The sequence below is a fragment of the Amaricoccus sp. genome (genome assembly GCF_047602525.1).
Lineage (GTDB): Bacteria > Pseudomonadota > Alphaproteobacteria > Rhodobacterales > Rhodobacteraceae > Amaricoccus.
In genome coordinates, this window is record NZ_JASGHB010000001.1 from 1,131,357 (window position 1) to 1,155,577 (window position 24,221).

19 protein-coding genes, 1 tRNA gene and 1 pseudogene are annotated in these 24,221 nt (G+C 69.1%); 10 read left to right on the forward strand and 11 right to left on the reverse strand.

What is annotated here, in order from left to right:
* Nucleotides 1–98 precede the first annotated feature (98 nt).
* Nucleotides 99–1,133: a cysteine synthase A gene (locus QM699_RS06010; protein ID WP_415010266.1), complete on the forward strand. Its 1,035-nt coding sequence runs from the start codon at nucleotides 99–101 to the stop codon at nucleotides 1,131–1,133.
* Nucleotides 1,117–3,495: a DUF3772 domain-containing protein gene (locus tag QM699_RS06015; protein ID WP_415010267.1), complete on the forward strand. Its 2,379-nt coding sequence runs from the start codon at nucleotides 1,117–1,119 to the stop codon at nucleotides 3,493–3,495. Before QM699_RS06010 ends, QM699_RS06015 begins: the two co-directional genes overlap by 17 nt.
* On the opposite strand, the gene QM699_RS06020 is transcribed toward QM699_RS06015, so the two are convergent.
* Together QM699_RS06020 and uvrB are read right to left on the reverse strand one after the other, a co-directional pair.
* A complete protein-coding gene (locus QM699_RS06020; protein ID WP_415010268.1) occupies nucleotides 3,405–3,986 on the reverse strand; it encodes a hypothetical protein in 582 nt (193 codons plus the stop codon). The genes QM699_RS06015 and QM699_RS06020 overlap by 91 nt on opposite strands.
* Before the next feature lie 12 nt (nucleotides 3,987–3,998).
* Nucleotides 3,999–6,180, reverse strand: a pseudogene (gene uvrB / locus QM699_RS06025) (excinuclease ABC subunit UvrB).
* A 385-nt stretch (nucleotides 6,181–6,565) separates the two neighbouring features.
* Here uvrB and QM699_RS06030 point away from each other — a divergent pair.
* Together QM699_RS06030 and QM699_RS06035 are read left to right on the forward strand one after the other, a co-directional pair.
* Complete coding sequence (locus tag QM699_RS06030; RefSeq protein ID WP_415010269.1) at nucleotides 6,566–6,877, forward strand: ETC complex I subunit; 312 nt, start codon at nucleotides 6,566–6,568, stop codon at nucleotides 6,875–6,877.
* 50 nt (nucleotides 6,878–6,927) lie between these two features.
* A tRNA-Arg gene (locus QM699_RS06035) sits at nucleotides 6,928–7,003 on the forward strand.
* Between the two features lie 121 nt (nucleotides 7,004–7,124).
* Here the strand turns inward: QM699_RS06035 and QM699_RS06040 are convergent.
* Nucleotides 7,125–7,703, reverse strand: coding sequence for a hypothetical protein (locus QM699_RS06040; RefSeq protein ID WP_415010270.1), 579 nt, complete (start codon nucleotides 7,701–7,703; stop codon nucleotides 7,125–7,127).
* Between the two features lie 392 nt (nucleotides 7,704–8,095).
* On the opposite strand from QM699_RS06040, the gene ggt reads away from it, so the two are divergent.
* The 4 genes from ggt (at nucleotide 8,096) to QM699_RS06060 (ending at nucleotide 13,163) form a co-directional block, all read left to right on the forward strand.
* On the forward strand, nucleotides 8,096–9,865 hold the full coding sequence (gene ggt / locus QM699_RS06045) for a gamma-glutamyltransferase (RefSeq protein ID WP_415010271.1): 1,770 nt from the start codon (nucleotides 8,096–8,098) through the stop codon (nucleotides 9,863–9,865).
* Nucleotides 9,866–9,970: 105 nt separating this feature from the next.
* Nucleotides 9,971–10,468, forward strand: coding sequence for a MarR family winged helix-turn-helix transcriptional regulator (locus QM699_RS06050; RefSeq protein ID WP_415010272.1), 498 nt, complete (start codon nucleotides 9,971–9,973; stop codon nucleotides 10,466–10,468).
* Nucleotides 10,465–11,610, forward strand: coding sequence for an HlyD family secretion protein (locus QM699_RS06055; protein WP_415010273.1), 1,146 nt, complete (start codon nucleotides 10,465–10,467; stop codon nucleotides 11,608–11,610). Before QM699_RS06050 ends, QM699_RS06055 begins: the two co-directional genes overlap by 4 nt.
* Nucleotides 11,607–13,163: a DHA2 family efflux MFS transporter permease subunit gene (locus QM699_RS06060; RefSeq protein WP_415010274.1), complete on the forward strand. Its 1,557-nt coding sequence runs from the start codon at nucleotides 11,607–11,609 to the stop codon at nucleotides 13,161–13,163. The genes QM699_RS06055 and QM699_RS06060 overlap by 4 nt, the downstream gene beginning before the upstream one ends.
* A gap of 83 nt (nucleotides 13,164–13,246) precedes the next feature.
* On the opposite strand, the gene araD1 is transcribed toward QM699_RS06060, so the two are convergent.
* Genes araD1 through chvE form a run of 4 tightly spaced genes read right to left on the reverse strand, consistent with a single transcriptional unit; the run spans nucleotide 13,247 to nucleotide 18,074 of the window.
* Nucleotides 13,247–14,233, reverse strand: a complete 987-nt coding sequence (araD1, locus tag QM699_RS06065) for an AraD1 family protein (protein WP_415010275.1) — start codon at nucleotides 14,231–14,233, stop codon at nucleotides 13,247–13,249.
* Between the two features lie 5 nt (nucleotides 14,234–14,238).
* A complete protein-coding gene (mmsB, locus tag QM699_RS06070; RefSeq protein ID WP_415010276.1) occupies nucleotides 14,239–15,426 on the reverse strand; it encodes a multiple monosaccharide ABC transporter permease in 1,188 nt (395 codons plus the stop codon).
* 3 nt (nucleotides 15,427–15,429) lie between these two features.
* Nucleotides 15,430–16,950 (reverse strand): multiple monosaccharide ABC transporter ATP-binding protein, encoded by a 1,521-nt coding sequence (mmsA, locus tag QM699_RS06075; protein WP_415010277.1) that lies wholly within the window; start codon nucleotides 16,948–16,950, stop codon nucleotides 15,430–15,432.
* Between the two features lie 56 nt (nucleotides 16,951–17,006).
* A complete protein-coding gene (gene chvE / locus QM699_RS06080) occupies nucleotides 17,007–18,074 on the reverse strand; it encodes a multiple monosaccharide ABC transporter substrate-binding protein (RefSeq protein WP_415010278.1) in 1,068 nt (355 codons plus the stop codon).
* 179 nt (nucleotides 18,075–18,253) lie between these two features.
* Here chvE and QM699_RS06085 point away from each other — a divergent pair, with 179 nt between their 5' ends.
* Nucleotides 18,254–19,228 (forward strand): LysR family transcriptional regulator, encoded by a 975-nt coding sequence (locus tag QM699_RS06085; protein ID WP_415010279.1) that lies wholly within the window; start codon nucleotides 18,254–18,256, stop codon nucleotides 19,226–19,228.
* Nucleotides 19,229–19,288: 60 nt separating this feature from the next.
* Nucleotides 19,289–19,780: a VOC family protein gene (locus QM699_RS06090; RefSeq protein WP_415010280.1), complete on the forward strand. Its 492-nt coding sequence runs from the start codon at nucleotides 19,289–19,291 to the stop codon at nucleotides 19,778–19,780.
* Nucleotides 19,781–19,901: 121 nt separating this feature from the next.
* Here QM699_RS06090 and efeO (QM699_RS06095) read toward each other — a convergent pair whose 3' ends face one another.
* The 4 genes from efeO (QM699_RS06095) to efeU are packed head-to-tail and all read right to left on the reverse strand — an operon-like array spanning nucleotide 19,902 to nucleotide 24,124.
* Nucleotides 19,902–20,711 carry an iron uptake system protein EfeO gene (gene efeO, locus QM699_RS06095; RefSeq protein WP_415010281.1) on the reverse strand — a complete coding sequence of 270 codons (810 nt, stop codon included), beginning with the start codon at nucleotides 20,709–20,711 and terminating at the stop codon, nucleotides 19,902–19,904.
* A 10-nt stretch (nucleotides 20,712–20,721) separates the two neighbouring features.
* Nucleotides 20,722–22,116 (reverse strand): iron uptake transporter deferrochelatase/peroxidase subunit, encoded by a 1,395-nt coding sequence (gene efeB / locus QM699_RS06100; RefSeq protein WP_415010282.1) that lies wholly within the window; start codon nucleotides 22,114–22,116, stop codon nucleotides 20,722–20,724.
* 4 nt (nucleotides 22,117–22,120) lie between these two features.
* Nucleotides 22,121–23,290 (reverse strand): iron uptake system protein EfeO, encoded by a 1,170-nt coding sequence (efeO, locus tag QM699_RS06105; RefSeq protein WP_415010283.1) that lies wholly within the window; start codon nucleotides 23,288–23,290, stop codon nucleotides 22,121–22,123.
* 3 nt (nucleotides 23,291–23,293) lie between these two features.
* Complete coding sequence (gene efeU, locus QM699_RS06110; RefSeq protein ID WP_415010284.1) at nucleotides 23,294–24,124, reverse strand: iron uptake transporter permease EfeU; 831 nt, start codon at nucleotides 24,122–24,124, stop codon at nucleotides 23,294–23,296.
* Nucleotides 24,125–24,221 lie beyond the last annotated feature (97 nt).

Consider the following 24,221-nt stretch of genomic DNA (forward strand, 5'->3'; position numbering starts at 1 on the left):
GGCTGGCGGGGCTCCGCGCACGAAGCCGGGAGGCCGGTTGATGGCCGGAGGCGAAGCCGGTAAGTCTCGGGCCGGCCGCAGGGCAGGGGGAAGTCTGAATGATCGTCGCACCGGATCTGCCGGCTGCCGTTGGAAACACGCCGCTGATCCGGCTGCGCCGGGCGTCGGAGGCGACCGGCTGCGAGATCTGGGGCAAGGCCGAGTTCATGAACCCGGGCCAGTCGGTCAAGGACCGGGCCGCTCTGTCGATCATCCGCGACGCCGAACGCAGCGGCGCGCTGCGGCCGGGCGGGACGATCGTCGAGGGGACGGCGGGCAACACCGGGATCGGCCTCGCGCTGATCGGCGCGGCGCTCGGCTACCGCACGGTGATCGTGATCCCCGATACCCAGAGCCAGGAAAAGAAGGACATGATCCGGCTGGCGGGCGCGACGCTCGTCGAGGTGCCGGCAGTGCCGTACCGCGATCCGAACAACTATGTGAAGTATTCCGGCCGTCTCGCTGCGGCGCTGGCCGGGACCGAGCCCGGCGGGGCGATCTGGGCGAATCAGTTCGACAACGTGGCGAACCGGCAGGCGCACGTCGAGACGACGGCGCCCGAGATCTGGGAGCAGACCGGCGGCCGGATTGACGGATTCATCTGCGCCGTCGGCTCCGGCGGCACGCTGGCGGGCATCGCGGAGGGGCTGCGCGCGCGCAATCCGGGGGTGAAGATCGGGCTCGCCGACCCGGAGGGCGCGGCGCTCTACAGCTGGTACGCCCACGGCGAGCTCAAGGCCGAGGGGTCGTCGATCACCGAGGGCATCGGGCAGGGGCGGATCACCGCAAACCTCGAGGGGCTCGCCGTCGACCTGCCGTATCGCATTCCCGATACCGAGGCGATCCAGCAGGTGTTCGACCTCCTGTCCGGGGAGGGGCTCTGCCTCGGCTCGTCGTCGGGCATGAACGTCGCCGGCGCGGTGCGCATGGCGCGCGACATGGGGCCGGGCAAGACCATCGTCACCGTGCTCTGCGACTATGGCACGCGCTATCAGTCCAAGCTCTTCAATCCCGAGTTCCTGCGGTCCCGGGGCCTGCCGGTCCCTGCGTGGCTCGAGGCGCATCGAGATCTGCCGGATGTCGCGGAGGGTTGACCCCCGCCCGTTCGGGCAACTGCTGGCGGCGCTGCTCGTCTGGCTGACGCTGGCGCTGCCGCTGGCGGCGCAGCCGAACGACCGGGCCAACGTCTGGGACGCCACGGCGACGCGCATCGAGGAACGGGTGAACGACGCCGATACCTCGACGTCGGTGCTCGACCTGATGCGTGCCGAGCTGGTGCAGATCCGCGACGAGGCGGTTCAGGTCCAGAAGCAGCAGGAACCGGCGCTCGCCGACCTGAACGGCCGGCTGAAGGCGCTCGGCGACCCGCCGGCGGAGGGGGCGAGCGAAGCGCCGGAGATCGCCCAGCGGCGCGCGACGCTGAACCAGCAGATCGCCGATGCGCAGGCGCCGGTGCTCGAGGCGCAGGAGGTGCTGGAGCGGGTCAACGGGCTGGTCGATCAGATCGACCGCATCGTGCGGGCGCGCTTTTCCGCCGAGCTGCTGTCGCGCGGCCCGAGCCCGCTGCTGCCCGGCACCTGGATCGCGGCTGGCGAGGAGGCGTGGACCCGGCTCGCCGCCGCCAAGGACCGCGTGGTCTCCGAGATCTCGGACACGACCAACCGGCAGGCGGCGGCCCGGCGGCTGCCGGTGAACCTCGCGCTGCTGATCGGCGGGGTGGCGGCGGCGGTGATGGTCCGCCGGACGATCGGGCGCTGGATCGAGCGGCGGGCGGCCCGGGTGGTCAAGGGCGCGCGCGCGTTCGACCTGCTCGTCGCCCTGCGCAACCTGGTGCGGCTGGTGGTGCCGGTGGTCACGACCGGGCTGATCTTCGCGGCGTTCGACCTCGGCGTGCTGTTCGCCCGCGAGCCGAGCGGCGGCTTCTTCGAGCTGCCGCTGCCGGTCGGGTTCCTGATCGGGGCGTTCTGGCTGTCGTCGAGCCTGATGGCGCCGGACCATCCGAACTATCGCCTGGTGCCGTTCGACGACGAGGAGGCCGGGCGGGCAAGCCGGCTGACCATCTACCTCGGCGCGCTTCTCGCGCTCGCGGTGGCGTTCAAGGGCGCGGCGCCGCAGTGGGACGTGTCGCAGGGCACGCAGGCGGCGGTGTTCTATCCGCTGCTGGTGCTCGGCTCGGTCGGGCTGTGGCGTGCGTCGCGTCTGCTGCGCCTGCTGCCGCAGCGGCTGCAGCCCGAGGAGGCGTCCGACGCCCCCGCGCTTGCGACCGGGCTCGGCTTCCTCGCGGGGATCGCCCGGGTGCTCCGGGTGTTCGCGGTGCTGGCCCCGATCCTCGGCGCGGCCGGGTACATGGCGGCGGGCGGCTTCCTCGTCTACCCGACGATCCTGACGCTCGGGCTGATCGGGGCCGGCTATGTGGTCTATGATCTGCTCTGCAAGGTGATCTGGGCGACGATCGGCCCCCCCGGCGAGGGCAAGGACGGCGGCCTGATGCCGGTGGTGATCGGCACGCTCGTCTGCGTCGCCGTCGCGCCGCTGCTGGCGCTCACCTGGGGGGCGCGGTGGAGCGACCTCGCCGAGGTGTGGGCGCTGCTCAACAACGGCGTGACCATGGGCGGCATCCGCCTTTCGGCCGGCGTCATCCTGACGCTGGTGGTGGTCTTCGCCGTCGGCGTGGCGCTGACCCGGCTGCTGCAGCGGCTGATGCGCTCCACGGTGCTGCCGCGTACCCGGCTCGACGCGGGCGGGCGCAACGCGGTGCTGGCCGGTATCGGCTACATCGGCTTCGCGGTGGCGGGGCTCGCGGCGATCTCCGCCGCCGGCCTCAACCTCTCGAGCCTCGCCATCGTCGCCGGCGCGCTGTCCGTCGGTATCGGTTTCGGCATGCAGAACATCGTGTCGAACTTCGTGTCCGGCATCATCCTGCTGGTGGAGCGGCCGGTGAAGGAAGGCGACTGGATCGAGGTCGGCGGCTATTCGGGCTATGTCCGCGGGATCAACGTCCGCTCGACCGAGGTCGAGACCTTCGACCGGGCCAGCGTCATCCTGCCGAACAGCTCGCTGATCGGCGGCGCCGTGCTGAACCGCACGCACAAGAGCATGGCGGGCCGCCTGCAGGTGCCGGTGAGCGTCACCTACGAGGCGAACCCCAAGGACGTCGAGCGCATCCTGCTCGAGATCGCCGACACGCACCCGCTGGTGCTGCAGGAGCCGGCGCCGCGGGTGCTGTTCATGGACTTCGGCGCCGACTCGATGAACTTCGAGCTGCGCTGCTGGCTGCGCGATGTGAACTTCCAGTTGTCGGCGAAGTCGGACATGAATTTCGAGATCTTCGAGGCGTTCCGCAAGGCCGGCATCCGGATCAACGCCTATGGCCGCGACCTGCCGCCCGTCCCGCCGGTGCCGGAGCACATCGAGGCGCCGCAGGCCGACGCGCCGGTGCCTGCGATGCCGCGCTGACGCGGCGGCGGCGTCACCTGTTGATCTCGATCACCAGCACCCAGGCGTCGAGCGTCGCCTTGCAGAACGACAGGATGATGGCCAGCGCGATCAGGTAGAGCCCGGCGGGCCGGCCGGCGACGAGAGTGGCGGCGCCGGCGAGATAGGGCAGGGTGGCGACCTGGAGCACGGCCAGATTGCTGCTCGGCGTCGGAGCGTGCGTGCCGCAGGATGGCGACCCCGATCGCGGTGGTGATGCCCCACGCGAGCCCGGCGGCGAGCAGCACCTCGACTCCGACGAGCGCGAGGCTCTGACCGGGGATCAGCGCGATGGATGCGACGACCAGCTGCAGCACCAGGAGGACCATCGAGATCTCCGCCCGGCGCGGCAGGTTCTCTTCGGAGAGGATGCGGGTCAGGTTCAGCGACAGGCCGACGAAGATCAGGCCGAGCAGCGCCGCGCCCGCCGCGAACTGTGCCGAGAAGAACCCCGCCCGCGTGTCCAGTGTCACGGCCTCCATCTCCTAGCTCCCCTTTCGCTGGCTCTTGCCGCGATAGGCGCGGGTGCCGCCCCTGCCGGCCTTCGAGCGCGGAGAGGCGGTCGCGGCCTCGACCTCGATCTCGATCGCCGACTGTCGCGCCAGCGGATCGTCGTGGATCGCGAGATCCACCGCCTCCAGCCGCTTCACCTCGTCGCGCAGGCGGGCGGCCTCCTCGAACTCCAGGTTTTCCGCGGCCTTCAGCATCGCCTTGCGCAGCGCATCGAGGTGCGCGGCGAGGTTGCCGCCCACCATCGGCCGCTCCACCTGCGCGGTGATGCGCGACTGGTCGGTGTCGGCGCCGAACAGCCCTTCGAGCACGTCCGCCACGTTCTTCTTCACCGTCTCGGGGGTGATGCCGTGCAGCGCGTTGTAGGCCATCTGCTTCTCGCGCCGGCGATTGGTCTCGGCGATCGCGCGTTCCATCGACCCGGTGATGCCGTCGGCGTACATGATGACCCGGCCGTCGACGTTGCGCGCGGCGCGGCCGATCGTCTGGACCAGCGAGGTCTCGGAGCGCAGGAACCCCTCCTTGTCGGCGTCGAGGATCGCGACCAGCGCGCACTCGGGGATGTCGAGCCCTTCGCGCAGCAGGTTGATGCCGACGAGCGCGTCGAACGCCCCGAGCCGCAGGTCGCGCAGGATCTCGATGCGCTCCAGCGTGTCGATGTCGGAATGCATGTAGCGCACCCGGATGCCCTGCTCGTGCAGGTATTCGGTCAGATCCTCGGCCATCCGCTTGGTCAGCACGGTGACGAGCGCCCGGTTGCCCGCCGCGGCCACCCGGCGCAGCTCGTCGAGCAGGTCGTCGACCTGCATCGAGACGGGACGGATTTCCACCGGCGGATCGAGGAGCCCCGTGGGGCGGATCACCTGTTCCGCGAAGACGCCGCCGGCCTGCTCGATCTCCCAGGCCGCGGGCGTGGCCGAGACGAACACCGACTGCGGGCGCATCGCGTCCCACTCCTCGAACTTGAGCGGGCGGTTGTCCATGCACGAGGGCAGGCGAAAGCCGTGCTCGGCCAGGGTGAACTTGCGCCGGTAGTCGCCGCGGTACATGCCGCCGATCTGCGGCACGCTGACGTGGCTCTCGTCGGCGAAGACGATAGCGTTGTCGGGGATGTACTCGAACAGGGTCGGCGGCGGCTCGCCGGGCGCCCGTCCGGTGAGGTAGCGCGAGTAGTTCTCGATGCCGTTGCAGACGCCCGTTGCCTCCAGCATCTCGATGTCGAAGTTGGTCCGCTGCTCCAGCCGCTGCGCCTCGAGCAGCTTGCCGTCGGCGACGAACTGGTCGAGCCGGGCGCGCAGCTCCGCCTTGATCGACTTGATCGCCTGCTGAAGCGTCGGGCGCGGCGTGACGTAGTGCGAATTCGCATAGACCCGGACCTGGCGCAGGTCGGCGGTGCGCGCCCCGGTCAGCGGGTCGAACTCGTGGATCGACTTCGAGCTCCTCGCCGAAGAACGACAGCCGCCACGCCCGGTCCTCGTAGTGGGCCGGCCAGATTTCGAGCGAGTCGCCGCGCACGCGGAAGTTGCCGCGCTGGAAGCCCGCGTCGCTGCGGCGGAACTGCTGCGCCACGAGGTCGGCGAGAAGCTGGCGCTGCGCATAGGGGCGCCCGACCACCAGGTCCTGCGTCATCGCGCCGTAGGTCTCGGCCGAGCCGATGCCGTAGATGCAGGAGACGGAGGCGACGATGATGACGTCGTCGCGCTCCAGCAGCGCCCGGGTGGCCGAGTGGCGCATCCGGTCGATCTGGTCGTTGATCTGGGATTCCTTCTCGATGTAGGTATCCGAGCGCGGGACGTAGGCTTCCGGCTGATAATAGTCGTAGTACGACACGAAGTATTCGACGGCGTTCTCCGGGAAGAACCCCTTGAACTCGCCGTAAAGCTGCGCCGCGAGCGTCTTGTTCGGCGCGAGAATGATCGCCGGGCGCTGGGTCGCCTCGATGATCTTTGCGGCGGTGAAGGTCTTGCCCGTGCCGGTGGCCCCGAGCAGCACCTGATTGCGCTCGCCCGACGTCAGCCCCTCGACCAGCTCGGCGATGGCGGTGGGCTGGTCGCCCGCGGGGTGGAACTCGGAGACCAGCTTGAACGGCTTGCCGCCTTCCAGCTTGGCGCGCCGCGGATCCTGCGGCGTCACGGTCAGCATGTCGGCGAGCGCCATGGGGCGGTTCCTCGGACTGGGGCGCGAGAGCGAAGCGCAGGAGACTTGGGGCGCGAGTCAGATGGCAAGTCTCGCCCGAATGACAAGGTTAAGTCGAGATGAAGCGTCCAGCCGCAGTGCTGCTCGTGGCGAGTAACATTTTATGTAACTAAACCCTTGCGTGTGGAAGGGGGATGGCGGTACAACGGGACCTGCAAGCAGCAAGTGGTCGTCGTTCGGGTGCGTACACCCACCCCACCCCTCGCTCCCTCGCAGTCGGACGGCGACCCGCTGCTGCTCGCGATCCTCCCGCACCGCCCTATTCACCCGGCCCGATCCACCCCGCTTGATCCCGGGGCCGCAATTGGCGATACAGCAGCCAGTGCCGTCGGAGGTGTGTTCATCAATGCTCGCGAAGATCTATCAGCCAGCCAAGAGCGCCATGCAGTCGGGCCAGGGCAAGACCAAGACCTGGGTCCTCGAGTTCGTGCCGGCGTCGGCGCGATGGATCGACCCGCTGATGGGCTGGACCGGCTCGGGCGACATGAACAGCCAGGTGACGCTGCGCTTCCCGACCCGGGAGGAGGCGGTGGAGTACGCCCAGCGCTACGGCATCCCGTTCGAGATCATGGAGCCGAAGAAGCGCACGCCGGTGGTGCGCCAGAACGGCTATGGCGACAACTTCGCCTTCAACCGCCGCACCGCCTGGACCCACTGACCGCCGGCCCCGAACCCGCGGCCGCATCGCCCGCGGCCTCATAGCTCAGTGGCCCCGTAGCTCAATGGATAGAGCACCGACCTTCTAAGTCGATGGCTGCAGGTTCGAGCCCTGCCGGGGTCGCCATTTCTTCCGACAAGAACGAACCACAAGTCGTTGCGGACGCGGCGGGAACGGCCGCGTCCGAGCGGGATCCGGGTGCTTGCGGAAAGCGGTGCCGCGGGGTGATCCCGCGGCACGCGTGGCCTCACGCCTTGCGCTTGCAGACGCCGTGCCCGACCGCGAAAATGTCGCCGGAACGCAACTTGCGGCTCTTCTGCTCGAAGTACGCGACGAACCGCTGGCCGGCATTCGACAGCTTGACCCGCAGGTTGTGGATCGTGCCGCTCGCCTCGCGCCCGCCGATCTCGTAGGTGCCGAGCGTGCCCCAGGTGCCGTCTTCGTCCCGGCCGCGGACCGTCACCTTGAAGCCCTCGGTCGGGCGCTGGTCCCAGGCGTCCACCAGGGACAGGACGGCCGACGTCTTGCCGGCCTCGGCCTTGCCCGAATAGCGCAGGCCGCTGATGCCCCCGGAATTGACGTAGGAACCAGTGGCGCGCTCGCCGGCGTTGTACTGGTTGTTCACCGTCTCGCCGGCGCGCTCGTGCACGCGGCCGCCCCAGGCTCCGATGCGGCCGGTGCGCATGAAGTCCTCGGTCTTGGGCGTGACGATCTCCATGCCGTTCGGCAGGGTCAGGATCTCCGAGACGTTTCCGCTGGAGCGGTTTTCAGCGAACGCCGGAGCGGAAACGGCCACGGCGGCAGCGAGAAGAACGATACGGTACATACTGGTCACTCATGGTTGAGAGTCAAAGAAAGCGCCAAATCGGGCGACACAACGCCCGACATCCCCACCCGGGCGATCTCTCCTTGCGCCAATGATCGGATCGTCTTCACGGCAACGACTTCAGTGCCAGGAGCCGCCGGGGCGGTGAACGTTGGCACGAGCGAGAGGTTGCTTAACGAACGGGACACGATACTGGACACAGGAACGACGCTCAGGCCCTGTACTTACCACGGGCGCGTGCCGTCGCGCACGAGGATTGTTGAGTTATCGTAAAAGTCGCTGGCGCGGGGTTGCCTCGCCCTCGGCGTGCCAGAGGGCCGGACAGCAACCTGAAGGTTGAAGCGACGATCGTCCTGGGCGAGGCTGGCTGAAGGCATTGCGGGGAGGATGGCATGACTTTGGCGACTGGACGTCGGGCCGGGGCGATCGCGGGAGCCGCGGGATGGCGCCTGACGATCACCTTCACGCTGCTGGCCGGCGGCGCGTCGGGGGTGCTCGCGGCGTCGCCGGCACCGGCGGAGGGCGAGAGCGGCATGGTGGTGACGGCGCAGCACCTCGCCACCGATGTCGGGATCGAGGTGCTGAAGGCCGGCGGCAACGCGGTCGATGCCGCGGTCGCCGTCGGCTACGCGCTGGCCGTCACCTATCCGACCGCGGGCAACCTCGGCGGCGGTGGCTTCATGACCATCCGGCTCGCGGACGGGACCACGACGTTCCTCGATTTTCGCGAGCGTGCGCCCGGCGCGGCGACGAAGGACATGTATCTCGACGCGAAGGGCGATCCCGTCCCGGGTGCGAGCACCGACAGCTATCTCGCCGTCGGCGTGCCGGGTTCGGTGGCGGGCTTCGAGATGGCGCGGGAGAAATACGGCACGAAGACGCGGGCGGAGCTGATCGCCCCGGCCCTGAAGCTGGCGCGGGACGGTTTCGCGCTGGAGCAGGGCGACGTCGCGTCGTTCGCCGAGGGCAACGCCATGCTGGCGCAGGATCCGGCGGCGGCGAAGATCTTCCTCCGGGACGGCCAGCCGCTGCCGCTCGGCGCGACGCTGGTGCAGGACGACCTCGCCGGGACGCTGCAGGCGATCTCCGACGGCGGGGCGGATGCCTTCTACAAGGGCGCGACGGCCGACCTCATCGTCAAGGCCAGCGCTGCGCAGGGCGGCATCCTCGCGAAGACCGACTTCGAGGGCTACAAGGTGCGCGAGCTTGCGCCGGTGACGTGCAACTACCGCGGCTACGACATCGTCTCCTCGCCGCCGCCGTCCTCCGGCGGGCTCATCATCTGCGAGATCCTCAACATCCTCGAAGGCTATCCGATCGGCTATCTCGGCTATGGCTCGGCCGAGACGACGCACCTGATGGTCGAGGCGATGCGCCACGCCTATGTCGACCGCAACACCGCGCTCGGCGACCCGGACTTCGTGGAGAACCCGGTCGCGAAGCTGACGAGCAAGGGCTACGCCGAGGCGATCCGCGCGCAGATCGACCCGTACCGCGCCGGCGTCTCGGCCGACCTGACGCCCGCGGGCTTTGGCGAGCACAAGGAGACGACGCACTATTCGATCATCGACAAGGACGGCAACGCGGTCGCCGTCACCTATACGCTCAACGGCTCGTTCGGCACCGGAAAGGTCGCCGAGGGCACGGGCGTGCTGCTCAACAACGAGATGGACGACTTCACGATGAAGCCGGGGGTGCCGAACCTCTACGGTCTGGTGCAGGGCGAGGCCAACGCCATCGCGCCGGGCAAGTCGCCCCTGTCCTCGATGAGCCCGACCATCGTCTCGAAGGACGGCAAGCCGTTCATGGTGATCGGCTCGCCCGGCGGCTCCCGGATCATCACCATCACGCTCGAGGCGATCATGAACGTGATCGACCACGGCATGAACCTGCAGGAGGCGATCGACGCGCCCCGGGTGCATCACCAGTGGCTGCCCGATCGCGTCTATATCGAGCCGCGCGCGCTGTCGCCCGACACGCTGCGCATCCTTGCGGGCGAGGGCTACACCGTCGGCACCGATCCCGACTGGACGATCTGGGGTGAGGCGGCCGGCATCCTCGTCGGTGGCCGCGACGTCGACGAGATCGAGGCGGGCACCGGCCCCCGCTACACCGGAGCGATCGACAGCCGCGCGGTGGCAGGCTCGGCGAGAGGCTACTGAAGGCCGGCGTCGGCGGGCACCTCCGTCCGTCCCGCCGACGCGCTCACCGTCTGGTGCGACGCACCGCCCAAAATTCTGCTTGCTTATTATAATCCGGGTTATTATATGCCGGCCATGCAGAACAACAGCCCCAGCCTCGGATACCTGCTCGCGGATGCCTCCCGGCTCCTGCGGCGCCGGTTCGACCAGCAGAGCCGCGACCTGCCGATGACCTCCGCTCAACTGCAGGTCATCGCCCGGCTCGCGCGGAACGAAGGTATCAGCCAGGCGGCGCTCGCCGGCCTGCTCGACATCGAGCCGATGACGCTCAGCCGGCACGTCGACCGGATGGAGGTCGCGGGCCTCGTCGTGCGCCAGCCCGACCCGTCCGACCGGCGCGCCCGGCGGCTCTTCACCACCGAGCTGGCGCGCGACCTGCTCGCGCCGATGCGCGCGCGGGCCGAGGCGCTGTACGAGGAGGCGCTCGCGGGCGTCGGGCCGGCGCAGCGCGAGACGCTTTTCGTCGCGTTGCAGGCGATGATCGACAATCTGTCCGCCGGCCTCGCGGCGGGACACGAGACGAACCCGGACGACCGCGGGGCCGCGGAGAAGGAAATCGCATGAACGCCCAGCCCTCCCTCGACGACTTCAAGGCCCTTGACCTGCCGCCGGCACGGCCGAGCCGCCTGCGCCGCAACCTGCTCATCGCCGCGGTGCCGCTCGCGCTGGCGCTCGGCGGCGGCTACGTCTGGGTGACGGGCGGGCGCTACGTCGCCACCGACGACGCCTATGTGAAGCAGGACCGGGTGACGGTGATGCCGCAGGTGAGCGGCCAGATCGCCTCGGTTTCGGTTGCCGAGAACCAGACGGTGAAGGCGGGCGACCCGCTCTTCACCATCGACGACTCGGCCTATCGCGCCACGGTGGCCGCCGACGAAGCCCGGCTGCAGTCGGCCCGGCTCGACGTGGAGAAGCTCAAGGCGGCCTACGCGCAGGCCGTCTCCGAGGCGTCGACGGCCCGCGACGCGCTCGCGACCGCAGAGACCCAGGACGAGCGTGTCCAGTCGCTGCGCAAGTCGGGAGTCGTCGCCCAGTCCGATGCCGACACCAGCGCGCTGGCGCTGCAGCAGGCGAGGGGCGCGGTCGCGGCGGCCGACAGCCAGGTGCTGAGCGCCAAGGCCGCGCTTGCCGGCAACCCGGAGATCCCGACCGACAGCCACCCGGAAGTGCTGGAGGCGCAGGCCGCGCTCAATGTGGCGCAGCTCAACCTCGCGCACACGGTCGTCACTGCGCCGCAGGACGGCGTTGCCACCCAGACCAGCCGCCTGCTGAAGGGCCAGTACGTCACGCCCTCGACGGCGGTAGTTGCGCTGATGGCCACCGGGAACACGTGGATCGAGGCGAACTTCAAGGAGACCGACCTCGAGCACATGCTCGACGGCCAGCCGGTCAGCGTGCGCTTCGACGGCTATCCGGGCCGGAGTTTCGAGGGTCGGCTCGAGTTGATCGGCGCGGGCACGGGGTCGGAATTCGCTCTGATCCCGGCGCAGAACGCCAGCGGCAACTGGGTAAAGGTCGTTCAGCGCGTGCCGGTTCGGGTCGATCTGGCCGGCGCCGACCTGCCGCCGGTCCGCGCCGGGATGAGCGCCAGCGTCGATGTCGACACCGGCCGCTCCCGCGGGCTGCCGGCGCCTGTCGGCCGGGCGCTCGCGGCGATCGGGATTGGCGGCTCGCCCGCGGCCGCAGCGGGGCAGGACGCGAAATGAGCGCCGTCGCCGCCGGCGCCGCCGGGGGCATCCCGACGGCGGCAAGCCCCGTCGCCAACAAGGGCCTCATCACCGTCTCGATCATGCTCGCGACGGTGATGCAGGTGCTCGACACCACCATCGCCAATGTCGCGCTGCCCTCGATGCAGGGCTCGCTCGGCGCGGCGCAGGACCAGATCACCTGGGTCCTCACCTCGTACATCGTCGCGGCCGCGATCATGACGCCGGTCACGGGCTGGCTCTCCGACCGCATGGGTCTGCGCCAGCTGTTCATCGCCTCGGTCGCCGGGTTCATCGTCACGTCGATGCTGTGCGGCATGGCGACGAGCCTCGTCGAGATGGTGCTGTTCCGCACGCTGCAGGGCGTCTGCGGCGCGGCGCTGGTGCCGCTCAGCCAGACCGTGCTGCTCAACATCAACAGCCGCGAGGAGCACGGCCGCGCCATGGCGATCTGGGGCGCTGGCATCATGGTCGGGCCGATCATCGGCCCGACGCTGGGCGGCTGGCTGACCGAGACGTTCAACTGGCGCTTCGTGTTCTACGTCAACCTGCCGATCGGCCTGCTGGCGCTGGCGGGGCTGATCCTGTTCCTGCCGCGCTCGCCCGTCCGGCGCCGCAGCTTCGACTTCTTCGGCTTTGCCATGCTGTCGATCGCCATCGGCGCGCTGCAGCTGATGCTCGACCGGGGTGAACAGGTGGAGTGGTTCGCCTCGGTGGAGACCTGGATCTACCTGTGGCTGACGATCTCTGGCGCGTGGGCGTTCGTCTGGCACATCACGGGCCGCGAGCACGCGTTCATCGACCCGCACATCTTCCGCGACTCGAATTTCGTCATGGCGCTGGTGATGATCTTCATGGTGGGCGTCATCCTGCTGGCCGGGCTCGCGCTCATGCCGCCGATGCTGCAGGGGATCTTCGGCTATCCGGTCGTCACCACCGGCATGGTGCTGGCGCCGCGCGGCGTGGGGACGATGATCTCGATGATCGTCGTCGGGCGGCTGGTCGGCAAGGTCGACGCGCGGCTGCTGATCCTGACCGGGCTCTCGCTCACGGTGATCTCGCTCTGGCAGATGAGCCAGTTCTCGCTCAACATGGACGCGACGCCGATCCTCGTCTCCGGTGTGGTGCAGGGGCTGGGGCTCGGGCTGGTGTTCGTGCCGCTGTCCACCACCGCCTTCGCGACGCTCGATCCGAAGTACCGGGCGGATGCGGCGGCGCTGTTCAGCCTGGTGCGCAACATCGGCTCGTCGGTCGGCATCTCGGCGGTGTCGGTGATGCTGGCGCACAACATCATCATCGCCCGCGGCGACATCACCTCGGCGCTGACGCCGTTCGACGCGAACGTCGACCAGATGTCGGCGCTGGGGCTCGACCCGACGACGACGACGGCGATGCTGAACCAGATCGTGCAGACCCAGGCGGCGTTCATCGCCTATCTCGACGACTTCCGCCTGATGATGTTCGTGACGCTGGCGGTGATCCCGCTGGTGCTGTTCCTGCGGAAACCCAAGGGCGCGCCTTCGGACGGCGCGACCGCGGCGGCGATGGAGTAGGGGGCCGTCTCACGCGTGAAATCGAGGGATTTCGCGCGTGAGACGGTGACAGGTCTCCGCATCCGAGTGGGCGGCTCAGGCCCTCAGAGGCTCTTCACCCGCACCGCCGCCGGCCCCGGCTCTGCCAGCTTCAGCGGGTTCGTCAGGGGCAGGCCGAAGTCGGCCACCTCGATCTCGAAGACGTCGCCCGGCTCGGTGCGCACGTTGTCGGCGAACGACAGGGTGGCCGTGCCGAACATGTGGACGTGCACGTCGCCGGGCTCGCGGAAGATCGGGTACTTGAAATGATGGTGCTCGAGGTTGGCAATGAAGTGGCTCATGTTCGCCTCGCCGGAGAGGAAGGGCTTCTTCCAGATCACCGTGCCGCCGCGACGGATGCGGCTCTCGCCCTCGACGTGCTGCGGCAGGTCGCCGAGCCGCAACTCCGGGCCGAAGGACGCGGGGCGGAGCTTGGAGTGGGCGAGGAACAGATAGTTCTGCCGCTCCGTCACATGGTCGGAGAACTCGTTCGCCAGCGCGAAGCCGAGGCGGTGCGGCGCGCCGTCGGGGCCGATCAGGTAGATGCCGGCGATTTCCGGCTCTTCCCCCGCGTCGAGCGCGAAGGCGGGGCTGATGAGCGCAGCACCCGGGCCGATCGCCTGGGTGCCGTTGCCCTTGTAGAACCATTCGGGCTGCACCCCGGGCAGCTCCGCCGGCTTGCCCTGCTCCACGCCCATGCGGAACATCTTCATGGAATCCGTGAGCTTTTCCACGTCGGCCGTCTGGTGCATCGAGTCGCGCGTCGCGGCGCTGCCGAGATGGGTCAGGCCGGTGCCGGTCAGGTGCAGGTGCGCCGGATCCGGGTGCGCGATCGGCGCGAGCAGCCTGCCCTCGGCCAGCGCCGCCGCGAGGTCCACGGTTTCGCCGAGGCCGTGCGCGTCGATCGCCTGCCGGAGGGTCTGGCCGGCGATGATCGCCTCGTGCGCGAGGTTGTAGGTGGTATCGCTGCCGGCGACGATGCGCGCGGTCGCAGCCTCGCGGAAGGCCACCCGCCGGTTGCCGCCCTCGTCGATGATCTGGCTGATGTGCATGGAGGTTACGCCCTGTTCTTGTTGTAGACGTCGAAGATCACCGCGGCGAGCAGGACCAGCCCCTTGATGACCTGCTGGAAGTCGATGCCGACGCCCATGATCGACATGCCGTTGTTCATCACCCCCATGACGAAGGCGCCGATCACCGCGCCGAGGATGCGGCCGACGCCGCCCGAGGCCGAGGCGCCGCCGATGAAGCAGGCGGCGATGACGTCGAGCTCGAAGGCGACGCCCGCCTTGGGCGTCGCGGTGTTGAGGCGCGCGGCGAAGATCAGGCCGGCGAGCGCGGCCAGCATTCCCATGTTGACGAAGACGAGGAAGACGAGCCGGTCGGTCTTGATGCCCGAGAGCTTCGCCGCCTTCTCGTTGCCGCCGAGCGCATAGATGCGCCGGCCGATCGTCGTCTTGGTGGTGACGAACGTATAGATCGCGATCAGCACCGCCATGGTGATGAGCACGTTCGGCAGGCCCCGGCCGGAGGCGAGCAGCCAGGCGATGAAGATCAGCGCAAAGGCGATGATGCCGTTCTTCGCCACGAAGAAGGCGAAGGGCTCTTCGACCGCGGCATAGCGCGCCTGCTTCGCGCGGGTGCGGGTGGCCGAGACGATCAGGCCGACGGCCGCCGCAACGCCGAGGACGAGCGCGGTGAGATTGAGCCCGGCGGCGCCGAAGAAATCCGGCACGAAGCCGGAGGAAAGCGCCTGAAAGCCCTTGGGAAACGGCCCGACCGACTGGCCCTGCAGCAGGGTGAGCGACAGGCCGCGGAAGACCAGCATCCCGGCGAGCGTCACGATGAACGACGGGATCTTCCAGTAGGCGATCCAGTAGCCCTGCGCCGCGCCGATGGCCGCGCCGATCACGAGGCAGGCGACAATCGTCGGCACGGTGGGGATGTGGTAGCGGACCATCATCACCGCGGCCAGCGCGCCGACAAAGCCCGAGACCGATCCGACCGAGAGGTCGATGTGGCCCGAGACGATGACGAGCAGCATGCCGAGCGCCATGATGACGATATAGCTGTTCTGCAGGAACAGGTTGGTCAGGTTGACCGGCTTCAGCAGCACGCCGGCGGTCGCGACCTGAAAGAATGCCATGATCGCGATGAGCGCGAGCAGCATGCCGTACTCGCGGATGTTCGCCTTCAGGTGGCCGCCGAGCGACTGCTGGGACGGGGTCTCGCTGATGCTGGCCATGGATTATCCGTTCACGATCATGCGCATGATGCGCTCCTGGCTCGCCTCGGCGCCGGGCAGCTGGCCGACGAACGCGCCCTCTTTCATCACGTAGATGCGGTCACACATGCCGAGCAGCTCGGGCATCTCGGAGGAGATCATGATGACCCCCTTGCCGGCCTCGGCGAGGGCGTTGATCAGCGTGTAGATCTCGTACTTCGCGCCCACGTCGATGCCGCGGGTCGGCTCGTCGAGGATCAGCACCTCGGGGCCGGAGAACAGCCATTTCGACAGCACCACCTTCTGCTGGTTGCCGCCGGAGAGGTTCACCGTCTTCTGGAACACGCTGGCGCAGCGGATGTTCATCCGGGCGCGGTAGTCCATCGCCACCTTGCGCTCCTCGTGGCCGTCGATCACCCCGTACCGCGACACGCCGGCGAGGTTGGCGAGCGTGATGTTGTGGACGATGTGGTCCTCGAGGATGAGGCCGAGGCTCTTGCGGTCCTCGGTCACGTAGGCGAGGCCGGCGTCGACCGCGCGGCCGACGGTCGAGACGTCGATCTCGCGTCCGCGCAACCGGGCGGTGCCGGTGATGCCGTGGCCCCACGACCGGCCGAACAGGCTCATGGCAAGCTCCGTCCGGCCGGAGCCCATCAGGCCGGCGATGCCGACGATCTCGCCCGCGCGCACGTCGAGGCTGGCGTCGCGGATCGCCTGCCGGTCGGGGTGGATCTGGTCGAACACCGACCAGCCCTCCAGCTCGAAGAGCATCTCGCCGATCTTGGGCTCGCGCGGGGGATAGCGGTCGGACATCGGCCGGCCGACCATGTCGCGGATGATGCGGTCCTCGCTCACCTCGCCGGCGCGGGCGTCGAGCGTCGAGACGGTGGCGCCGTCGCGCAGCACGGTGATGCGGTCGGCGACGCGGCCGATCTCGTTCAGCTTGTGGCTGATGAGGATCGAGGTGATGCCCTGCGCCTTGAACTCGAGCAGCAGGTCGAGGAGCTTGGCGCTGTCGGTTTCCTGCAGGCTCGCGGTCGGCTCGTCGAGGATGAGCAGCTTCACCTTCTTCGCCAGCGCCTTGGCGATCTCGACGAGCTGCTGCTTGCCGACGCCGAGGTTGGTGACGAGGGTCGTGGGCCGCTCGGTGAGGCCGACCTTCTTCAAGAGGCCGTCGGTCCGGGAGAAGGTCTCCTCCCAGTCGATGACGCCCCCGCGCGCCACCTCGTTGCCGAGAAAGATGTTCTCGGCGATCGAGAGCAGCGGCACCAGCGCCAGCTCCTGGTGGATGATGACGATCCCCGCCGCCTCGCTGTCGCCGAGGTCGCGGAACGCGCGGACCTCGCCCTCGAACAGGATGTCGCCCTCGTAGCTGCCCGCCGGGTAGACGCCGGACAGCACCTTCATCAGCGTCGACTTGCCCGCGCCGTTCTCGCCGACGAGCGCATGGATCTCGCCGGGCAGCACCGTGAGATTGACGTCCGAGAGCGCGCGCACGCCCGGGAACGTCTTCACGATGCCCCGCATCTCGAGGATGGGTTGCATGGAGTCCCCCCGTTGGCCCTGGCGGGGCGTGTGTGACGCCCCGCCGGCCGGACCGATCAGTTGGTGATCTGGTCTTTCTTGTAGTAGCCGGAGCCGATGAGGATGTTCTCCCAGTTCGACTTGTCGACCTCGACCGGCTTCAGCAGGTAGGAGGGCACGACCTTGACGCCGTTGTCGTAGGTCTTGGTGTCGTTCACCTCGGGCTTGCCGCCGGAGAGCACCGCGTCGACCATCTTCACCGTGACGCCGGCCAGCTCGCGGGTGTCCTTGAAAATCGTCGAATACTGTTCGTCCGCGAGGATCGACTTCACGGACGGGACTTCGGCGTCCTGGCCGGTGACGATCGGCATCGGCAGGTCCGCCGAGCCGTAGCCCACGCCCTTCAGCGACGACAGGATGCCGATGGAGAGGCCGTCGTAGGGCGACAGCACGCCGTTGACGTGCGCGTCGGTGTAGTTGGCGGAGAGCAGGTTATCCATGCGCGCCTGTGCCACCGCGCCGTCCCAGCGCAGGGTGCCGACCACGTCCATGCCGGTCTGGCCGGACGGGATCTTGATCTCGCCCGCGTCGATCATCGGCTGCAGCACCGACATGGCGCCGTTGTAGAAGAAGAAGGCGTTGTTGTCGTCCGGGCTGCCGCCGAACAGCTCGACGTTCCACGGCTTCACGTCCGGGAAGCGGGCCTTCAGGCCCTTCACCAGGCTTTCGGCCTGCAGCACGCCGACCTGGAAGTTGTCGAAGGTGGCGTAGTAGTCGACGTTCTCGCTGTCGCGGATCAGCCGGTCGTAGGCGATGACCGGGATGCCGGCCGCGTGGGCGTTCTCCAGCGCGTTCGACAGGGTGGTGCCGTCGATGGCGGCGATGACCAGCGCCTTGACGCCCTTCGTCACCATGTTCTCGATCTGCGCGAGCTGGTTCGGGATGTCGTCCTCGGCATACTGCAGGTCGGTGGCGTAGCCGGCGGCCTTGAACTGGTCGACCATGCTGTGGCCGTCCGAGATCCAGCGGGCGGAGGACTGCGTCGGCATGGCGATGCCGATCGTCCCCTTGTCCTGCGCCAGTGCAGGAATCGCCAGCGCCGCGGCGAGCGTCGCCCCCGCCAGGATGCGCGTCAGAAGCTTCATTGCGGTCTCCCCGTTGCGGGGGTGCCTGCCGGCCGTCCCGGAAGCCCCCCGTCGTTTCCTCCGGCCAACGGTGGTGCCGGCGTCTCCGGCATCTCGGTCCCGCGACCGGCTTGCACCTTAGGCCGGCTTTGACATATCAATCAATTCGGTTTCCGGGTGCTTCACATGACGAAATTCGCATGAGGTTAACCACGCTGTCCGATCAGGAGGTGGCCCGCGGCGCCGAGCGGCTGATCGGCCGCGGCCTGAAGCTCGCGCATCTCCGGCTGATCGCCGCGCTCGACGACGCGGGACAGCTCACCGCCGCGGGGCGCAGCCTGCGGCTGACCCAGCCGGCGGCCTCGCGGCTGCTGGCCGAGGCCGAGGCGATCGCCGGGCACCGCCTGTGCGAGCGCCAGCCCAAGGGCATCGCGCTCACCCCCGCGGGCGAGGCGCTGGCGCGGCGGGCCCGGCGCATCCTCGCCGAGATCGCCGAGGCTGGCCGCGAGATCGGCGACGTGGCGGAGGGCCGGCTCGGCATGGTGCGGGTCGGTGCCGTCACCGCGCCGGCGATCGACCTGGTGGTGCCGAGCCTGCAGCGGCTGCAACGGCAGCACCCGGGCCTGACCGCGCAGGTGGACGTGACCACGAGCGACGTGCTGGTCCCCGACCTGCTGCGCAGCCGGCATGACTTCGTCATCGGCCGGGTGCCGGTGGGCTTCGACCCGCGGCCGCTCGACATCCGCTGGCTGGCGGCGGAGCGGGTGGCGCTGCTGGTGCGGGCGAACCACCCGCTGGCCCAGCGGCCGCGGGTCGGCGTGGCCGATCTCGCCCCCTACGACTGGGTGATGCAGCCGCCGGGTTCGCTGCTGCGGAGCACGGTGGAGGAGGTGCTGCTGGCGCTCGGCGCCGAGGCGCCGAACTGCCGGCTCAGCACCGCCTCGCTCATCGTCACGCTGACCCGGCTGACCCGATCCAACACCATCGCCCCGGTGTCGACTCAGGTGGCGCGGTTGCTGGCCGGGGACGGTGGCATCGCCCGCGCCGTGACCCCGCTCGCGATCGACTTCTCGGTCGAAGTGAAGCCGTTCGGGCTGATCCGCCTGCGCGGCCTGAAGCTGCCGCGTTCTGCGGGATTGCTGTATGATGCGATCGTCGAAGCCGCGGGAAGCTGAACCGGCCGGCTGGAACGCCACGGCGGGCGCGCGCATTCCGCAGGGAGGGAGGAAACTGCCATGACGCGGATGAGCCTGACCCCGAAGAACACCATCTGCATCTGGTACGACAGAGACGCCGACGCCGCGGCGCGCTTCTACGCCGAGACCTTTCCGGACAGCACGGTCGGCGAGATCTTCCGCGCGCCGACCGACTTCCCCTCCGGCAAGGCCGGCGATGTCCTGACCGTGCTTTTCACCGTCGCAGGCATCCCGTGCCTCGGGCTGAACGGCGGCCCGATATTCAAGCACAGCGAGGCGTTCTCGTTCCAGATCGCGACCGACGATCAGTCGGAGACCGATCGCTACTGGAACGCGATCGTCGGGAACGGCGGCCAGGAGAGCGAATGCGGCTGGTGCAAGGACCGCTGGGGCGTATCGTGGCAGATCACCCCGCGTGTCCTGACCGAAGCGCTTGTCGCCGGCGGCGACGAGGCGCGCCGGGCGTTTGCCGCCATGATGACGATGAAGAAGATCGACGTGGCCGCGATCGAGGCGGCGCGCCGAGGATAGACGGACCCAGCGTCATCGCGGGCTGAGCGGCTGATGCGGACGGGCCTGGCGCGTGACAGCCCGTCCGATCCGGCCCGACAGGGCGGCCACGTCTCCGCGGCCGCCCCGAACGAGCCTTTCGTCAGTCGAGCCCGAGCTTGCCGCGCAGGGTCGAGAGGTCTTCCGCCAGCGTGTTGACCGCGCTCGCGAGCGTCACACGGTCGGCTTCGGTCAGCTTGTCGTAGGTGACGTAGCCGTCGCCCGCCTGATACTTCGACAGGATCGTGTCGATGGTGGCGAAGTTCTCGTCCACCGTCTTGATGAACGCCGGGTCCTGCTCGATCACCAGCGGCCGCACCAGCTCGACAATCTTCTGCGAGCCGTCGAAGTTGCCGCGGAAGTCCCACAGGTCGGTGTGGGAATAGCGGTCTTCCTCGCCGGAGATCTTCGTCGCGGCGACCTCTTCCATCAGCGCCGCGGCGCCGCCGACCACCACCTCGGGCGGGAAGGTCAGGCTCTCGATGCGGCCCTGCAGATCCTTCACGTCGGCGAGCAGCTTGTCGGCGATCGGGCCCAGACCCTCGGTCGAGTTCTTCTCCCACAGGCCGTATTCGATGCGGTGGAAGCCCGGGAACGCCGGATCGGCCTCGGCCTTCTCGTAGTCGTCGGCGCGGCTGTCGATCGAAACGTCGAGGTCGGAGAACAGCTCGGCGATCGGCTCCACCGCCTCGTAGTTGATGCGGGTCGGGGCGAAGAGCGACTTGGCCTTCTCCACGTCGCCGGCGTTGACCGCTGCGACGAAGGCGGTGGTGTTCTTCACCAGCGTGTCGACCTGCTCGGAGACGTAGATCTTGTACTCGCTGATCGGCGTGACCAGATCGAGCGTCGCCTCTGCATGGGCGGCGTGCCCGGCGAAAAGCGCGCCGACGGCGGCAAGGGTCAGAAAGCGCATCTTTGCACTCCTATGGGTTTGACGCGCGGTTCGGGACCGGCGCGGAGGGGACCGGCTGGCTTGACGGCGTCGGGCCCGACGGTGCGGGGCCCGAGGCGGTCTGGCTGGTCGGAGAGATCGCGGCGATGAGGCTCGACCCGAGATAGTCGCCCTCGGCAAAGCCGGGCAGGGCGAAGAAGTATCCGCCGCCCACCGGCTTGATGTATTCCTCGAGCGGCTCGGTATCGAGCCGGTTCTGCACGGTGATGAACGACTTCTCCAGGTCGGCCTGCCAGGCGATGAACAGCAGGCCCTGGTCGAGCTGGCCGTTCTTCAGCACGCCGTTCACGTAGTTGAACGGCCGGCGCAGCATGAGGTTCGACTGGGTTTCGGGCGTGCGCGGGTTGGCGAGGCGGATGTGGGAGTTGAGCGGCGTCTTCGCGCCATCCGGGTCGGCGGCGAAGTCGGGCACGGCGGCCTCGGTCGCGTCGGGCTGGTCGAGGGGAGCGCCGGACATCTTCATCCGGCCCATGATGCGCTCCTGCTCGCCGAGCGGCGTGCGGTCCCAGCGCTCGACCAGGTTGCGGATGATCCGGACTGCCACATACGAGCCGTTCGTCGCCCACGCCGGCTCCCGGTTCTCCGGCCCGACCCAGACGACGCGGCTCATCGTGGCTGCATCGGCGCTGTCGGGGTTGGCGGAGCCGTCGCGGAAGCCGAGCAGATTGCGCGCGCTCTCCGGCGCCGCCCCCGGGTGCGGTGGCAGCACCGGCACGTTGCCGGCCTGCGCCCATTTCAGCACCATCTGGTCGGGGAGGTTCTTAACGATGTCACGCAGCGCGTGAACGCAGGTGTCCTGCGTGTGGGCGCAGACCTGCAGCATCAGGTCGCCGTGGCAGAGATCGGCATTCAGCGCGTCGTTGTGGAACTTGACCATGCGCTGCAGCACGCGCGGCTTCAGCGGCGCGAGCCACGGGCGCTCGTCGAAGGCCGAGGCGCCGAGCGCTGCGGTGATCGTCAGGGCGTCGGGCGGCACCACCGGCCCGAGGATGCCGCTGTCGGGAGGCGGCAGCTTCGGATCCACCTCGGGCAGCGCCCCGCCGGCGGTGAGGATCTCGATCCGCTCCGTCAGCCGGCGGAACAGCCGCTCGAGCGATGCCGGGTCGTCGGCGAGCAGGTGAAACGACGCGACGAGGCCGTTCGCCGGGCGCGGCGTGACGATGCCGGCCTGATGGTCGCCGTGCGGCGACACCTTGTCCTGGCTGCTGGTGCCGCCGCCGACCGGCGCGTCGGCGACGTGGCGCTGTCTGGCGTCGAGGTCGGTCGTCTGCTCGGCCGCGGCCTGTACAAGCCCCGGGGCGGCCGCGAGCGCCGCGGCGCCCGCGAGCAGCCCGCGGCGTGTGGTGGAAAACGGGTCACGCGTCATCAACTTATTCCAGTCCGATCGCCGGGTTGAGCGCCCCGGCCGTGTCGGCAACCTTGGTGAAGGCGTCGGCGATGCGCTTGCGCCCGTCCGCATCCACCGAGTCGTACGGCGGGAACGCGCCGTCTACCTTGAAGCCGTCGAGCGTCGCCCGTGCGCCGTCGAGCGCGGTGTCGAGCGCCGCGGCCGACTGTGGTGCGGCGTCGGCGACCAGCGGCTGCACCAGCCGGGCCGATTTGGCGATGCCATCGAGGTCGGCAGAGAACTCCGCGAGGTCGCTGTGGGAATAGGGCGCCTGCGAGGCGGTCGCCTGGTCCACCACGCGGCCCGCGAGCGCCGCGGCGTTGGCGGCGAGATCGCCGGGTGCGAGCTTCACCTGCTTCAGCCGGTCCTTGAGCGTACTGGCCTCCGCCGCCAGCGTCGCGGCGACCGGCGCGAGCCCGTCGGTCGAGCCCTGCGCCCAGAGGCCGTATTCGATGCGGTGGAAGCCGGTGAAGCCGGGATCGGCCTCGCGCTTCTCCAGATAGTCCGCGAGCGGGTCCATGCTGTTCACCACGTCGCCGAGCCGGCCGATCACCGGCGCCATCTGCCGCCAGGGCTGGCGCGCGTCGAGCCAGGCGGCCCTGGCGCCGTCGAGATCGCCCGCGGCAACGGCCTGAGACAGCGTGGCGGTCGCCTCGATCAGCTCGCCCGCCCGGCGGTTGAGGTAGACCTGATATTCCGACAGCGGACCGATGAAGGACCGCAGCTCCGGCGCCGCCTTGGCCGCCTCGGACGCCGCCGTCGCCACCACGGTCAGCTTGCCGCGCGGATTGGAGAGCAGGCCGCAGGTGATGTCGTAGGTGCCGGCCTTCAGCCGCTCGGTCAGCGTGGCGTTGAGACCGGGGGTGATGTTCTCGCGCTCGGCCACCACCATCACGCCGTCGAGAATTTCCCACTCCAGAGGACGTTGCGAGGCGTTGTGAATGTGGAACGTCGACTTGCCCGCCGGCACCGTCAGGTCGGCCGGATCACAGGTGTCGTCGTTCACCGTGACCATGATGGCGCCGTCCAGCGGCTCCGGCGTGCTGGTCCTGGCCGCAAACCAGAAGGCGCCGAGGCCGGCGACGACGAGCAGCGCCGCCGCGCCGATCGCGAGGCTGGCACGGTTGCGCGACATGGGACGAGGTCCGGCCATCGGTCAGGCCTCCTGCTTGGCCGGCTGCGTCATGGGCGCCGGCCGGAGGAAAAAGTAAAGGGTGACGAAGAGCACCAGCGCCCAGGCGATCACCTCGCCCAGGACCGGCGCGTCGTGGTAGCCGAGCAGGCCGGAAAGCACGGTGCCCGTCACCGACGAGATCGGCAGCGTCCGGGTCATGTCCCAGACCGGCTGCTGCAGGTAGTTCCAGATGCCCGCCTCGTGCAGGCTGCGCAGCACGCTCGAGGCGAGGCCCGCGGCGACGAAGATGATGAACACCCCGGTCCAGAGGAAGAACCGCCGGAGATCGAGCCGCACGCCGCCGCGATAGATGCCGTAGCCGAGCAGCGCCGCGGCCAGCACCCCGAGCAGCGCGCCGATCGGCGCCGCCGGCCCCGGGCTCTGCTGGAACAGCGCGAGCAGGAAGAACACCGACTCGAGCCCCTCGCGCGCCACGGCGAAGAAGCTCATGCCGATCAGCGCCCACGTCGGCCCGCGCGCGTCGGCCATCGCCGCGTCGATGTCGTGCTCCATGGTCTTCTTGATCGAGCGCGCCGCCTTGCGCATCCAGAACACCATGGAGATCAGCACCACGACGGCAACCGCGCCGACGATCGCCTCGAACAGCTCCTGGGTCTTCTGCGGGAACTGCGCCCCGAGGATCAGCACGCCGGCACCGACGAACAGCGACAGCGCCACCGCGAGCAGCACGCCGATCCAGACGGTCGGCAGCCAGTCCGTCCGGCCGGTGCGCGCGAGATAGCTGGCGATGATGCCGACGATCAGCGCCGCTTCGAGGCCCTCTCGCAGCATGATGAGGAAGGACGGCAGCATCCGGGATTGGTCGCCTCTTGCTCGCGATGCAGCCGGAAGTTGTAGTAGCCGACTTAACCGCTCAGGAATGCTCTTGCCTAGTCCAGCCTCGCCGCCA